The sequence below is a fragment of the Streptomyces johnsoniae genome (genome assembly GCF_031845565.1).
Taxonomy (GTDB): Bacteria; Actinomycetota; Actinomycetes; order Streptomycetales; family Streptomycetaceae; genus Streptomyces; species Streptomyces johnsoniae.
Map to the genome: position 1 here is coordinate 202300 of NZ_JAVREV010000013.1, position 13564 is coordinate 215863.

11 protein-coding genes are annotated in these 13564 nt (G+C 69.6%); 2 read left to right on the forward strand and 9 right to left on the reverse strand.

The features are described 5' to 3' along the window. Position 1 precedes the first annotated feature (1 nt). Genes RM779_RS22865 through RM779_RS22905 form a run of 9 tightly spaced genes read right to left on the reverse strand, consistent with a single transcriptional unit; the run spans position 2 to position 10259 of the window. Entirely contained in the window at positions 2 to 811 is an 810-nt protein-coding gene (locus RM779_RS22865) for an SDR family NAD(P)-dependent oxidoreductase (RefSeq protein ID WP_311619619.1), read from the reverse strand. Continuing rightward, positions 808 to 1572 carry an SDR family NAD(P)-dependent oxidoreductase gene (locus RM779_RS22870; RefSeq protein WP_311619620.1) on the reverse strand — a complete coding sequence of 255 codons (765 nt, stop codon included), beginning with the start codon at positions 1570 to 1572 and terminating at the stop codon, positions 808 to 810. The genes RM779_RS22865 and RM779_RS22870 overlap by 4 nt, the downstream gene beginning before the upstream one ends. Further along, entirely contained in the window at positions 1569 to 2744 is a 1176-nt protein-coding gene (locus tag RM779_RS22875; protein WP_311619621.1) for an enolase C-terminal domain-like protein, read from the reverse strand. The genes RM779_RS22870 and RM779_RS22875 overlap by 4 nt, the downstream gene beginning before the upstream one ends. A 34-nt stretch (positions 2745 to 2778) precedes the next feature. Then, positions 2779 to 3633, reverse strand: a complete 855-nt coding sequence (locus tag RM779_RS22880; protein ID WP_311619622.1) for an alpha/beta hydrolase — start codon at positions 3631 to 3633, stop codon at positions 2779 to 2781. Further along, a complete protein-coding gene (locus tag RM779_RS22885; protein WP_311619623.1) occupies positions 3626 to 4672 on the reverse strand; it encodes a phytanoyl-CoA dioxygenase family protein in 1047 nt (348 codons plus the stop codon). The genes RM779_RS22880 and RM779_RS22885 overlap by 8 nt, the downstream gene beginning before the upstream one ends. 26 nt (positions 4673 to 4698) lie before the next feature. Beyond that, on the reverse strand, positions 4699 to 6345 hold the full coding sequence (locus RM779_RS22890) for a GH3 auxin-responsive promoter family protein (RefSeq protein ID WP_311619624.1): 1647 nt from the start codon (positions 6343 to 6345) through the stop codon (positions 4699 to 4701). After that, complete coding sequence (locus RM779_RS22895) at positions 6342 to 8693, reverse strand: condensation domain-containing protein (protein ID WP_311619625.1); 2352 nt, start codon at positions 8691 to 8693, stop codon at positions 6342 to 6344. Before RM779_RS22895 ends, RM779_RS22890 begins: the two co-directional genes overlap by 4 nt. Beyond that, positions 8620 to 9966 (reverse strand): ATP-grasp domain-containing protein, encoded by a 1347-nt coding sequence (locus RM779_RS22900; protein WP_311619626.1) that lies wholly within the window; start codon positions 9964 to 9966, stop codon positions 8620 to 8622. The genes RM779_RS22895 and RM779_RS22900 overlap by 74 nt, the downstream gene beginning before the upstream one ends. A 53-nt stretch (positions 9967 to 10019) precedes the next feature. After that, the gene (locus RM779_RS22905; RefSeq protein WP_311619627.1) at positions 10020 to 10259 is read right to left on the reverse strand and encodes a phosphopantetheine-binding protein; all 240 of its coding nucleotides are present in this window, start codon (positions 10257 to 10259) and stop codon (positions 10020 to 10022) included. A 769-nt stretch (positions 10260 to 11028) separates the two neighbouring features. Between RM779_RS22905 and RM779_RS22910 the strand changes: the two genes are divergently transcribed. Continuing rightward, positions 11029 to 12063 carry a GNAT family N-acetyltransferase gene (locus RM779_RS22910; RefSeq protein ID WP_311619628.1) on the forward strand — a complete coding sequence of 345 codons (1035 nt, stop codon included), beginning with the start codon at positions 11029 to 11031 and terminating at the stop codon, positions 12061 to 12063. Between the two features lie 65 nt (positions 12064 to 12128). Beyond that, a complete protein-coding gene (locus RM779_RS22915) occupies positions 12129 to 13406 on the forward strand; it encodes an MFS transporter (protein WP_311619629.1) in 1278 nt (425 codons plus the stop codon). Positions 13407 to 13564: the final 158 nt, after the last annotated feature.

The window sequence follows — 13564 nt, forward strand, 5'->3', positions numbered from 1 at the left end:
GTTACTTGGTGGTTCTGGTGGGAGCGGCGGACCCAGCGGTTACGCCCCCGTCGACGGCGAGTGCCTGGCCGGTCACGTAACTGGATGCCGGGCTCGCCAACCACACAGCTGCCGCGGCGACTTCCTCCGGGGCGCCAAGCCGGCCGAGGGGCGCGCGCCGGGCCCTTGCCGTCAACTGCCCCTCCGCCGGGTACAGCTCACGCAGCATGGGGGTGTCGGTGGAGCCGGGGCAGACCGCGTTCACTCTTATCCCGTGCGGGGCGAGCTGGAGCGCGGCGGCCTTGGTCAGGCCCACGACACCGTGCTTGGTCGCTGCGTACATGGGGCTGCCCGAGTGTCCGAGGAAGGAGGCCACGGAACCGGTCGTGACGATCGCGCCTCCGCCCGTCTCAATCATCGCGCGCGACTGATGCTTCAGGCACAGCCACATGCCCATGAGATTGGTGGTCATGACCGAGGCGGCGTCCTCCTGTAGCGACACTGGCAGGAGCCCAGTTGGGCCGAACGTACCAGCCGTGTTCACGGCCGAGTCCAGACGTCCGAACTCCGAGACGGCCGTATCAACTGCAGCGGAGACACTCTCCTCACGTGTGATGTCGCAGGTCACCGCCAGGCCGCGGGCGCGGCCGAGCGCGGCCAAGTCCAGGGTTTCCCGCAGAGGCCGTTCGCGCCGTCCGGCAGCGACGACGAGAGCACCGGCGCGGGCGAGGGCGGCCACCGTGGCACGGCCGATGCCGCTGCCGGCGCCGGTGACCATGACGACGGCGTCCTTGAGTTCGCCACCGGGCGCGCGGTTTGCGTGATCGTTCATGCGATGTGGAGCCCTCCGTTGACGTCGACGAGCGCGCCGGTCGTGTACCCGGCGTCCTCGCCACAGAGATGGACGATGGCGGCGGCCGCCTCGTCGACCGTTCCGTACCGCCCCATGGGAAGGCGGCCCTGGACTTCGGCCTTCCTGTCCGCCGACAGGTCCTGCCAGGCCGCGACGAGGCGCTCGGTGCCGATGGGGCCGTGGGCTACGGCGTTCGCCGTCACGCCGTGCGCGGCGAGTTCGTAGGCGCACTGCTTGGTGTAGCCGAGGACAGCCGCCTTGGCCGCGACATAGGCGGCGTTGCTGAAGATCGAGTACGTACGACCGGCGATGGAGGCGAGATTGACGATCCGTCCCCAGCCGCGCTCGCGCATGACAGGCCCGCACAGCCGGGTCAGGGTGAAGCAGGCGAGAAGGTTATGGGCGATGGCGTCGGTGAGGTCGGCTTCGCGAAGGTCCTCGTAGGGGATGCGGCGGGTGTCGCCGCCGACGCCGTTGATGAGGATGTCGGGGAGCGCGTCCTGGCCGGCTGCCTCGACGCATGCCATGACGGCCTGGGTGTCGGTGACATCCAGGTGGAGCGGGCGTGCCCGGGGCACGAGGCGCTGGACAGCATCCAGGGCAGCGTGGTCCCGATCAACGATGACGACGTCGACGCCCTGGTCGGAGAGACGGCGGGCAACCTCGGCACCGATACCGGAGGCGCCCCCCGTGACCCAGGCGCGACGCGTCGGGGGTGGGCTGCTCGGGTCCGTTCTCACCGCTGTCCTTCCGCGTACGTGAGGGCGCAGAGGTCCAGCAGTGCCCGAGTGGGGCGCAGTCCGATGCCGGGGCCGGACAGGGCGGGGGCCCGGGAGGCGGTGCGGTCCACCTGGTAGGCGGGGTCGGTGAGCGGGGGGTGGGTGGGGAACCACTCGTCCTGCCGACCTGCCTCCACTGCGACCGTCCCCCGCAGGGCCGTGCCTATGAGGCGGCCCGTGGCCCACAACGGCCCGACCTCGCCGACTTGGACACCGAGTTGGACGCCGACGCCCGCAGCGCTCGCGGCGCGGGCGAGCGCCAGCAGCCGCAGAGGGCCGCCGCATTTGGAGACGCGCAGGTTGATCAGGTCAGCCGCCTGGTGGGCAGTGCAGTCGGCGAGGTCGCGGGCCGAGGAGAAGGACTCGTCAAGCATCACCCTCAGTCCGGATTGGCGCAGCCGCGCCAAGTCCGCCCAGCTCCGCGGGGCCAGGGGTTCTTCCAGCCAGGAGACTCCCGCTGCCAGCAGGCGCGGAGCCTGTGCGAGAACGTCCTCGGCGTGCCAGGCACCATTGGCGTCCACTGACACGGTGGCGTCGGGCACCAGAGCGCCGAGCCGCGCCACGAGGTCGGCCACCGGGGCCACCTCGTGGCCAGCCTTCAGTTTGACGTGCGGGATCGCCTTTCGTACGGGACTGGGCAGCGCGGCGAGGCGGGCCACCGGATCACCGCCCAGGTCCAGGACAGTCGCTACCGGCATCGGGGCCGGTTCGGCGGCCAGGACGTCTCCGTAACCGGCCAGACGCAGGGCCCGCAGACCGTCCACCCCGTGTAGACGGCACACCAGGTCGAACAGCGCCGTCTCGAGGGCAGCCGCTGCGGCCGGGGCGGGCCGGCCTCGCTCCCCGAGAAGTCCGGGCAGCTGAAGTGCGGCCAAGCCGGCGAGGGCCTCCTCGAGCGGTGCCCCGGCCAGTTCGGCTATACCGGCGGGCAGTTCCCTGCGGCGCAAGGCGGCAAGGACAGAGGCGACCGACTCCCCGGTAACGTACTCTCGAGGTGCTGCCTCCCCCCAGCCGGTCTCCCCACCGTGCTCTGCGGCAACCAGGACGGACGCTGTCTCCTGGCGAGCCTTCCGCGCATGCCGGAACGGCCGTTTCATGTCGATCCGCGCCTCGTGGAGTGTGAGGGTCACCATGCGAACCCCCCTCTTGCCTCATCGGATGCGGCGCTCACGGCTCGCCCCCGCCCCGGACGACCGCAGCCACCCAGTCCCAGTACTGCTCCTGGGCGTCGGTGAACTCCAGGTAGTGGGAGGAAACCGGGAAGCGCCGCGACACGGCCTGCGGGGCGAGCGCGGCGAGCAGGCTCTCGGAGGCGCGGAGATCGATGATCGAGTCCTGTTCCGGGTACGCCACCCATACGTGACGGTCCACCCAAGGGCCGGGACCCGCGGCCACGTACAAATCCTCCGTCTCAACCATGGCGGCGCGGAATGACTTGGTCACGGAGCGCACCATCAGCCCGTCGTTGGCCATCAGCCTGAGGTAGCCGGGCAGATTGGTGTACTGCTCGTCCTCGATCCGCACGACCGAGGGATCGAGGCCGCGCTCGCTCAGCACGCGGGCGCGGGCGGCCTCGTCAAAGCGGGCGCGCTGCTGCCCAAGAGCCGGGGCGCACAGCACAATGCGGGAGCCGTGCGGGACCCTGCCGGAGGCGACCATGGCGGCCACCAGGCCGCCGCCGAAACTCTGACCGAGAACAGTGACCGGGCGGGACGCCGTGGCGACGAGGCGGGCGAGGGCAGCGCCATAGTCGGCGAGCGCGGTGCGGGCGTCCGGCAAGTGACCGCGCGGGCCGGTGCTGGCACCGGAGCCCCGGCGGTCGAGCACCGTCAGGCGGACGCCGCGCTTCAGCAGTGCGGGGCCGGTCTCGAAGAGCCAGCCCGCGTGACTTTGCAGGCCGTGGACGTAGAACAGGTCGGCGAGGCCGGGCCGTCCGTCGTCCCAGGTGTGCAGGGCGAGGGTTTCCTCGTCCGCCGGCACCCCTTCGACGACCGGACACCGGCGAGTGTCCAGTTCACGCATCGGCTGCCGCTCCGGCCGGCGTGAGGCGGGGGATGTCACCGTTCTCCCAGCGGGTGATCAGCGAGTCGGCGACGAGCTGGGAGAACTCCCGGCGGCCGGGCACCATCTGCCCCGAGGAGACGAACATGGCGCGGGCCCGCTCCCACTGCTCACGCCAGTCCGCGGCGTCGCTGGTGGCCAGGGCGGGGTCGGCATCGCTGCGGGCCACGACGGAAGGGAACCAGGGCCGGTCGGACGGCTCATGCGTGGGGTAGAAGCGGAAATCGAAGCTCCACCGGAGGCGTTCCGAGCGGTTGACGGTGGAGCCGTGCGGGGTGCGCTTGTGGAGCAGGACGAGATCGCCTTTGGAGACTGGCAACGGCACGGCCGCGGCCTCCAGTTCGTGGACAGTGCCGGGGTCCATCGGCCACGGCAGCAGCTTCTCCTCACGGTGCCGGCCGGGCACGACCAGCAAGCAGCCGAGTTCCTCGTCGACGTCCATCGTCGGAATCCAGCAGGTCACCAGGCTGGTGCCGTCGGACTGCGGGATCTGAGTCATCGCGTCCTGGTGCCACATCGTGGGTGCGTGCATGGTCTCACCGCGCCGAGCGCCGAACCGGCCCTGCTCGGGAGCGGGCAGCTTGAGCCGCACATGCTGGTTGGGGCTCGCCGATATCTCCTCGCCGACCAGATGCCGCACGACCTCCAGGACCTTGGGGTTGCGCAGCAGCCCGAGAACGCCGGGCCCGGTGTGCACCTGACTGTCCGGCTGAAGCGAGGTGAACGGCATGTGCGGCAGGGTGATGTCGAGCTCGCTGAGGAGCGAAGTGTCGAAGCCGGGCAGCGCCGCGAGTGCCACCAGGTGCTCGTCAAAGGGCTTGCCCGCGAGTTCCTCACCGCCGGTGAGCGCACCTGACCGGCGCCACCGCTCGGCTCGGTCTGTCAGCAGGCGCGCGTACTCCTTACGCACCTCGGTAAAGTCGTCCTCGGCGAGCACCCCCCGCACCACGGCATAGCCGTCGCGGTGGAAGTCCTCGGCGAGGGTGTCCAGAGAAGTCATGTGCCTTCCTTCGCGAAGCGACGACGTCACGCGGTACGCGTGCGCTGGGACAGGGCGTTCAGCAAGTTGTCATCGGTGTGCAGCCAGCGGTGCTTGACCTGGGCGGCCGAGGTGCCCCGGGCGACCTGGCTCTCGGCGAGCGCGCGGAAGGTGCCCGGCGGGACGGCGCGGTCACGGATCGGGGCCAGCCGCCCGGAGCCGCGCTTCTCGGCGTACTCGATATTGACGCGGCATAGTTCGGCGTCCACGCGGTCACGGAACGCGTCACTTGCCGCTCCTGGCCCGTCCGGCCACTCCATGACCAGGACGTAGCCCGGCGGGTGTCCCCAGGACGGCACCACGCAGTAGACGTTGGGCACGGAGGCATGCCCGACAGCGGCACGGATCGCCGCGTGCACGTCGGATTCGGTCAACTTCTCCCCCGTGAAGGAGCTGACCGATCCGCCGCGCCCCTCGAACTCGAGCCGGGGCAGGCGGCCCACCCGGCCCACCACGCGGTAGATGTCGCCCGAGTCGTACCGGTAGAGGCCGTTGGCCTGGCTCATCACCAGGCGGTAGGTGCCGCCGTTGACCAGCTCGTCGGGGTCCAGCGTGGCGACGTCGGGCGGGAGCGGCTTCCCCGGGTCCCCCGGCTCGCAGGGCACGAACTCGAACAGGCCCTGGTCGATGGCGAGTGGACCGGCGGACGGGTGGCTGTCGACCGGCATCGTGACGATGCCCTCGGTACCCGTCGTACTGAACGGCATGAGCGGGACGCCGGGCGCGAGGCGCTCCAGCCACCCTCGGTAGTAGCGGGCGGAGGCGGAGTTCCAGCACACCTGGAGGGAGAGCCGGGGCCACAGGTCGACAAGGGTGACCCGCCCGCCGAAGAAGTGCGCGGCCTCCAAGCGGTACGCGGTGTCCCGGGCAGGAGCAAGCTGCGGGGAGGGGTGACCGCGAAGGGTGCCGTCATGTAAGTCCTTGAGGAGCGTCTCCAGCTCCTCGTTGAGCAGCCCACCAAGAGCCGTGATGCGGGACGGATTGACCGCCACGACGATGCGGACATCGGAGTCGGCGAGAAGGCGCAGCTTGGTGTAGAGGGATAACTCCCCGGTGTCGTCGAGGAACCACGGCTCCCCGTACCAGGGAGGCGTCCAGTCGCGGGGCCCGACCGTGGACGGCCGCTTGGTGATGCTGTAAACGGGCACAGTGTCGTCCGGCCCCGGCAGGTGCTCGATGACGCACCTCTCCCACGACATGTCCAGGACATCGCCAGGACGGTAGTGCTCAAGGCCGAGACGCTGGAAGTACAGGCCCCACTGCGCATACAGAGCAGGCCCCCGGTAGTGGTTCCGCCAATGCCGGGTGGTCGGAATGTACTTCGGTTTGCCGGTGGTGCCTGACGTGGTGTGCAGCGCGTACGGGCGGCTCTCCGTGAGCACCTTCAGCTCGCCTTCCCTGATGCGTTCCACGTAGCCCCGGAAAGACTCGTAACCGCCCACCGGCACAGCGGCCTTGAAGTCGTCCGGCGTACGCACCCGGCCGAGCCGGTGGTCACGCCCGAAGGCAGTGTCCCGGGCCTGCCCCATAAGGTCGGCGAACACCTGGCGGCTCACCCGATGCGGCTCGCGGCACCACTGACGCTGGACGCGGTGGGCCGCCAGGGTGCGCTGGACGAAGGCGTCCTCGGTCACGAAAGGGTTCCCTCGGGATCGAGTTCGGCGCGTATCCACGCGAAGATCCGAGGGCCCTGGTCCAGTCGGACGCCGGGTAATCCGCGCTCGTCGACGGGGCCGGGCTCGGCACCCACGACGACACAACTGCCCAGATAGGAGAGCCACTTGAGCTGAACTGCCAGGGTTTCGCGGGCGACCCGGCCGAGCGGAGTGCCGAAACGTTCCTCCAGCGCCCCTTCCAGGATTCGGCGCATGACCGCGAGGGCGTCCCGCGCAGCCGCGCATCGGCTGCTCAGGTCGCCGTCGCGCGGCAGGGCGATACGGGCGGGCGCCACCTCGGCCAGGTCGGCACCCGGCGTCAACCTTCCGATGAGATCGGTGAACTCCTCGTACCAGTCGGTCTCGGTGAGAGCATTGTCGTTCACACTCAGCAGGGCAGGGGCGGCGTCCGGCCCGGGCAGAGTGGCGACGAGGTGCCGGGCCCAGGCCGCGGCCGAGCAGTAGCCGAGAACGGCTGCCGGGCCCGAGGAATCACGCCCCATCAGGGCGTGCCCCCGGCGCAGGCACTCCTCGATCTCCTCGGCGTCCAGGCTCAGCGGCACCGGGAGTTCGACGATCTTGGCGCCGGGGAGGCTGTCGCGCACGATGGCGGCCAGGCTCGGTTCGGCTCGGGCGCCGGGGTAGTCCACGGAGAAGATGGTCAACGTAGGCGCTGGGTCTCCGGCCGCTTCCCGGACCACGGCCAGCAGCTCACTCACTGATCCGTCGCCGCCTTGGACGATGTGGTCGGCGGCGGCCCTCAGGGCACGCAGCAGCCGGGCCGCGTCGTGTTCGCCCACCAGGGCGAGACTGTAGTCCAGTTCCAGGGCGAGGCCCTCGGCGCCATCGTCCTCAAGGTGAATGTTGCAGTGCCGCTTGATGCTGCCAGTGCCCAGCGGGTGGGGCTGCCAGGTGCCGTCGCGTATCGGGGGCGGGGCGATGGGCGCCTCGGCAGCCTGGAAGAGGATGTTGGCGTACGGGGCGAGGGTCCGGGCCATGTCATAAGCACCCATCTCGTCCAGAACGACCTCGATGGGGAGCTGGGAGCGGGCGAGGCTCTCGATGACGTCATCATGGACTTGGCGCACATAGCTGTCGGTGGTGCCCGTAGCCCGGAAGTCACCAACGAAGAAGATCTGGTTGGTGAAGAGTCCAGCGGTGTGGCGATACTCGGCGCGGTTGCGGTTGGCGACACCGCTCATCACCACGACATCGTCCTTGCCGGACAGCACGTGGGCGGCGGCCAGGAGTCCGGAGAGCAGCAGGCTGTAGGTGGTGACGCCGAGCTCTCGGGCCCGGTCGCGGACGGCGTTCGCCTCGCCGGGCCCGTCCCAGACCAGGCGGGAGGTACCGGCGCGCTGGCCGCTCGCGGCACCGTGCCGCCGGGCGATGGTGAAGTCGGGTGAGACACGGGCGAACTTCTTCTGCCAGTACGCGATGTCGTCGGCATAGGCACCGGCACGGGCCGTTGTGTCCAGGGCTGCCGCGTACCGGCTGAACGGGGCCGCCGGGGCGAGTTCACCGAGTTCGTCGAGTTCACCGAGTTTGTCGAGTTCGTCGAGTTCGTCGAGTTCAGGGTCGCCCGCCTTCGTGTAGAGAGCGAGGAAGTCGTCCGCGAGCAGGTCGACGGTCCAGCCGTCGGCCGTGATGTGGTGGACGACGAAGTACACCACGGCGGTGCCATCCACCAGCGGGACGCAACCGCCACGCACCGGCGGTTCCGTTGCGAGTGGGAAGGCGCGGCCCACTTCCTCGCGGATCGGTGCGGTGGCGGCCTCGGCGTCCGGCGCCTCGGGATGGCGGACGAACGCGGCCCGCTCCGGCCAGTCGGCGACCTCGTCCAGGAAGAGGCCGTCGGGGGTGGAGACGTAGCGGTTGCGAAGGGACTCGTGGCGGGCGACAAGGGCGCGGAATGCGGCCTCGGCGCGGTCCGCGTCGAAGCCGCGGGTGCATCGCAGGGCGCGGCCGATGTGCAGGAAGGCGGCCGATCCCTCGCCCTGGGCGTGCCGCCAGTGGCGCCGCTGCGACGCTGTCGCGGCCACCGCGCCGGCGGCTGCTGTCGTCTCCGGAGGGGCGGACGCGGGTGCGGCAGTGGCCTGCCGGATGAATTCACTCAGCGGGCTCGGGCCGAGCAGGCGCGCCACCGGCACAACAAGACCCAGTTCTTCCTCGATGCGCATGATCGCGGCGTAGGCGTCCAGGGAACTACCGCCGTTCTGCGCCCAGGAGCGCGCGGTGCTGATGCTCGCCGGGTCACCGCCGTCCCTGCGGATCAGGGCTTCGATCAGCACGACCTCCATGGACTCCTGTGCGTCCTCGGCGTTCATATGCTCCTGCCAGAGAGGTGGGGCTCGTCGCGGGGGCCGCGGGCGCCTTCTCGCCGAGCCGTGCGGTCATGTCCGAGGTCCAGTCGTGGTGACCGACGCCGTCCTCGGCGAACAGGCCCCTCACCCGGGCCAGGAACTGGGCGGCGGTGTGGCGCAGTACCTCTTCGTCCCGGCAGTCGAGGACGACGTTGCAGGCGATCGCGTCGGTATAGGTCCTGGGCGCGCCCGCCCGGGCGACCTCGTCGATGGTCGCCACGCCCGGTACGCGCAGATCGGCCGGCGAGACCCGCGAGCGCACTGGGCCTTCCGTGTCTGCGAACGGCACGAACAACCCGGCAACGTGGCGCTGTCCGGTGTTGTCGGGCAGCGGCTGCAGCGGCAGTCCGGCGGCGATGAGCAGGGCCTGGCGCACGAGGTCGAAGCCGGAGCGGCGCTTGAGTACCCGGTTCAGATGGCCGCCTACGCGGCAGTTGACCTCGATGATCTCCGGGCCATGGGCGCCGAGCTTGACCTCCGTGTGCGTGATGCCGTCGTCCATGTCCAGCGCCTCGTGCGCGCCGAGAACCAGCTCCTCGACTTCGCGACGCAGGCCGGATGGCAGGCCGCACGGCAGGATGTCGCCCGTGGTGGCCATCTGGCCGGCCCCCTGACTCTCGGGACTCCGGGCGTAGACGGGGAACTTGTCGAAAACGGTGATGACGTCGTGCGTGCCGTCTGCGCTCTGCACCTCCACCGAGACGTAGTCGGCACGCCAGGCCCCCGAGGCGGGGTCGGCTGTGGGAATGAACTGCTCGGCATAGAGCGTGCCACTGCCCCAGCGCCAGGACCCCTTCAGGGCGGCGGCCCGCGCCGCGTCCCGGACCACGGTGACGTCAGTGCCGCCCACGCCGCGCCGTGGCTTGACCACGAGCGGATAACCGAGGTGGGCGGCGGCCTTCTCCAAGTCCTCCGCGTCGTCCAGGGGGTGGGCGGCGATATGGGTCAGGCCGGCCTCGAAGAGGGCCGTGCGCTGGCGGTACTTGTCCGCGGTGGACGCGTTACGGTGCGGCACGTTCAGGTGCGCGCCGATCGCGGCGGCCAGTTCGAGCTCGGCGTCGGCGAAGGTCACCACACCCGCCAGTGACCGGCCGACGCCTTCCAGAGCGTCCTCGTCGATCTCCCGCGGCTTGCCGAATAATCGCCCGATCAGCGGGGCGAGGGCGGGCCACCGCTCCCCGGAGCCAGTACGCAGCAGCGGCACGATCTCGATGTCCTCGCCCGCCGCCACCAGCACGTCGCGGGCCGAGGCGGCGCCTCGGGGCGAGAACAGCACCCCTACCCGGGGCCTCAACGCGCCGTCGCCTTCCCGGCCGCATCGAGGACAGCTGACAGCGTTCCTTCGATGAACAGAACGTCGACCGGGATCTCAACGCCCAGATCCGATTCGATCCGCTCGAGCAGCTCGATCGCCAGCAGCGAATGCCCTCCCAACTCGAAGAACCAGTCCTCGGGCAGGGCCTCCTCCACTCCGAGTACTTCACACCAGTGGGCTCGGACGATCGACTCGAAAGACAGCGCAGACGTCATGAAAACTCCAAGCGAGAGTTCGCCCAACTTGCCTGTATGCGAGAGATCTGATTGACCGTCAGCTTACGAACGCTGGTCGCGGCCCGCAACAGCCTTTCTGCGTAACGAAATTACGCAGGCTGACGACCGCAACGGCGGCCCAATCGGCTCTCAGCGGGATGTGCGGTTCCTTCCCCCGACCGACGGGTGACCCTGCCGTGCGAGACGCGTCCCACCTGTTCGACGACAGCGCCGAGAGGTACGACCAAGCCAGGCCACGGCTCGTGCCGGATCTGACTTCCCGCTACGAAGCAGCCGTCGACCTTGCCGTCCGCGCTGCCACCGGTCCGGCCGTGCGCGTTCCCGACTTGGGTGCGGGCACCGCGGGCCGCATGCGGATCAGCGCGCCCGGTACGCGCGTATCCACAAGGCCCTGGCGCCGGGCGGTGCCTTCATTCCCGCCGAGCAGGTCGCAGGACCCACCACTCGATGGGACGCCCTCTACGGCGAGATGTGGCTACGCGATGTGAAGGCCCGGGGCGTAGGTACGGACGAACTAGCAGAGGCCCGGATACGTATGGCGTATGACCGTCCGGTGCCAGTCGCCACGTACCTTGAATGGCTGACGGAAGCGGAGTTCCGGGAAGCGGACTGCTTCTACAAGCGATACCGGTTCGCGGTACTGGGGCATGGGCGTGAGGCCGCCTCACGTCACGAGCGTACCGACCGATCATCTTGGCGTACGAAACGTGCGTTTCCGTGGAGAGAGGCGCTTGGTAGCTTCCATGTCATGAATATGATCATCGAGACCGTCGAAGGGGAGCCCGACGGCTTACGCAGCGGCGCCTGGCGGTTCAGCGCGCCGGCCCTCGCGCCGGGCCGAATGATCTCCGCCGCGGACGACACCCGTTGGCTCACCAGGTGGTCGGTGGCAAGGTCACACGACCGCATCCTCGGCGCCGTGACCAGTCGCACCCCTCGCAGCGAACGCTTCATCAACAACGCATACGACCTCGGCGGACATGCCGACCTGCTCGGCGGTGTCGTCCCCGACGACCCGAGACGCTGGGTGTTCGTCGGCAGCAGCGGCGAACTCGCGGCAGGGGCCCTCATATCGGCCGAACTGCCCCCGGGCGAGGCGGCCGAGCTGAGCGCCGCCCTGGTGGCAGAGGCTTTCGGGCAGGCGGAGGACGCAGGGAACTACCCGGTTGCTCTGTTCGTACGTGACCGCGAGGTGGACTCCTTCGCCGCCGGCCTCGCCGGCCGGGCAACCGTACGATCACTCGCCACCACCGCCGAACTGCACCTCACCGGCAGCGACGAGGAGGAACACACCGCCGCGCTCCCCTCCAGCCAACGCGCCAGGTGCCGGCGCGACCGCCGGAAGTTCGCCGAGCTGGGTCACCTCGCAGACTGCGTCCCCGCCGAAGACGTCATTACCGAGGCGGCCCCGCTGGTGTGCGCCGTCAAGCGCAAATACGGCGCCGCGGACCATCCCCGTCTGTGCGAGTACCGGTTGCGGCAGTGGGCCCGGGCGCTGGGCCCCAACACCTGCCGGGCGTCAATCGTCCGCGATACGGACGGCGAACTGCTCGCCGTGTCCTTCTTCGCCATACAGGACACGGTCCTGGAGAGCTACGAGATCGGCCTCGTCGACGAGATGCCAGGTCGGGAGTACAGCTATCTCCAGGCCATGATCCACGGGCCGGTCCAATACGCACTCAAGCACGGCTGCCGCAGCGTGGACCTCGGCCTGGACTCCCCCACCGTAAAGGAGCGCAGGGGCGCTGCCATCGGCACGGCATGGGCGATCAGCCCTGCCTGAACGCCCTCACACCCAATCGCGACGCGGCGCGCAGAGACGCGCACCCACAGAACAGGACGGACCGCATGCACGAACTGCGCCGCAAGGCAATGCTCGACCTCCCCGGATTCCCGTCCTATCTGCTCTCCAGGGCCCTGACCATGTTCGGTGCCACCATGGCGCCGGTGGCACTGGCCTTCGCCGTGCTGCACACCACCGCCTCGGCTTCCTCCCTGGGCCTTGTGCTCGCCGCGCAAACCGCTCCGCAGGTAGTGTTCCTGCTGGTAGGAGGCGCGATCGGAGACCGCGCCTCGCGCAAGACCATCATGGTCGCGACGAACCTCGTCATGGCCTTAAGCCAGGCGGCCACGGCCTGCCTGCTGGTTCTCGGTGACGCCGATCTGGTCCTGCTGATGATCCTGCAGGCGATCTGGGGCATAGCGCGCGCCTTCTTCACTCCAGCCAACACCGCTGTCGTACCGGACCTCGTGCCCGCCGAACGCATCCAGGACGCGACCGCTCTGGTCACCCTGAGCCGCAGCATCGCCTTCATCTGCGGGCCCGCGGTCGCCGGCGGCCTGATCGTGGTCTGGAACCCGGGATTCATCGTGCTCGGCGACGCCCTGTTCTTCCTGGTCAGTGCCGCCCTGCTCGCTCGTCTTCCGCTCAAGCGGCCAGTCGCCGCACCGGAGGAGAACCTGCGTCAGTCCCTCATCACGGGCTGGCGAGAGTTCGCCGGGCGTAGCTGGGTCTGGTCCATGGTGAGCAGCTTCGGCTTCTACCAAGGCGTCGTCCGCCCTGCCATCTTCGTCGTCGGCCCTGTACTTGCCGCCGGTGAGGACGGCATGGGGGCCTCTGCCTGGGGGCTGGTCATCGCCGCGCAGGGTGTGGGTTCGCTGCTCGGTAGCCTGCTCCTGTTCTGGTGGCGCCCCTCCCGTCCGCTCCTCGCCTCCAATCTCCTCGTCGGCCTGGACTCCCTCTTCCTCCTCGGGCTCGCCCTGACCTTTGGATTCGGACCGCTCGCCCTCCTCGCCGTGTTCGGTGCCGCCGGAGTGACCACGGCCGACGCTCTCTGGCTCAGCACTCTGCAGCGTGAGATCCCCTCCGACGCACTGTCCCGGGTCAGTTCCTACGAGTGGATTGGCTCGCTCGCGCTCAATCCTCTCGGCATGGCGGTCACCGGCTTGCTCGTCACGGTCGTGGGGCCCGCCACCATTCTGGTCACCGCCGCCGTGGCCAACTTCGTCGTCCGCGCGCTGGTCGTGTTCGCACCCGGAGTGCGCAGGATCGGCAACCCGGCCCGGAAGAAAAAGGCCCCGGACGACGTCCGCGCTCCTGATCCGGCTGCTGCTGCCCAAAGTTGATCCCTTTCCGATGCCAGGCAGCAGACTTGACGAACGCCGGCACCTTCGGCGCAAACCAACCTCGCGGACTCGGGATACAGCCGGTTAGGGTCAGCAGGTCCGGCGGGTTCGGGCCGTGCGCAGCTGGTGCGTCGCTGGCCGGCCGGATGACGACCGAG

Bases quoted from the DNA above. Each gene is read 5' to 3' on its own strand.
- RM779_RS22915 (WP_311619629.1), top strand. From the start codon at position 12,129: ATGCACGAACTGCGCCGCAAGGCAATGCTCGACCTCCCCGGATTCCCG.
- RM779_RS22905 (WP_311619627.1), bottom strand. From the start codon at position 10,259: ATGACGTCTGCGCTGTCTTTCGAGTCGATCGTCCGAGCCCACTGGTGT.
- RM779_RS22865 (WP_311619619.1), bottom strand. From the start codon at position 811: ATGAACGATCACGCAAACCGCGCGCCCGGTGGCGAACTCAAGGACGCC.
- RM779_RS22880 (WP_311619622.1), bottom strand. From the start codon at position 3,633: ATGCGTGAACTGGACACTCGCCGGTGTCCGGTCGTCGAAGGGGTGCCG.
- RM779_RS22910 (WP_311619628.1), top strand. From the start codon at position 11,029: ATGAATATGATCATCGAGACCGTCGAAGGGGAGCCCGACGGCTTACGC.
- RM779_RS22875 (WP_311619621.1), bottom strand. From the start codon at position 2,744: ATGGTGACCCTCACACTCCACGAGGCGCGGATCGACATGAAACGGCCG.
- RM779_RS22885 (WP_311619623.1), bottom strand. From the start codon at position 4,672: ATGACTTCTCTGGACACCCTCGCCGAGGACTTCCACCGCGACGGCTAT.
- RM779_RS22895 (WP_311619625.1), bottom strand. From the start codon at position 8,693: ATGAACGCCGAGGACGCACAGGAGTCCATGGAGGTCGTGCTGATCGAA.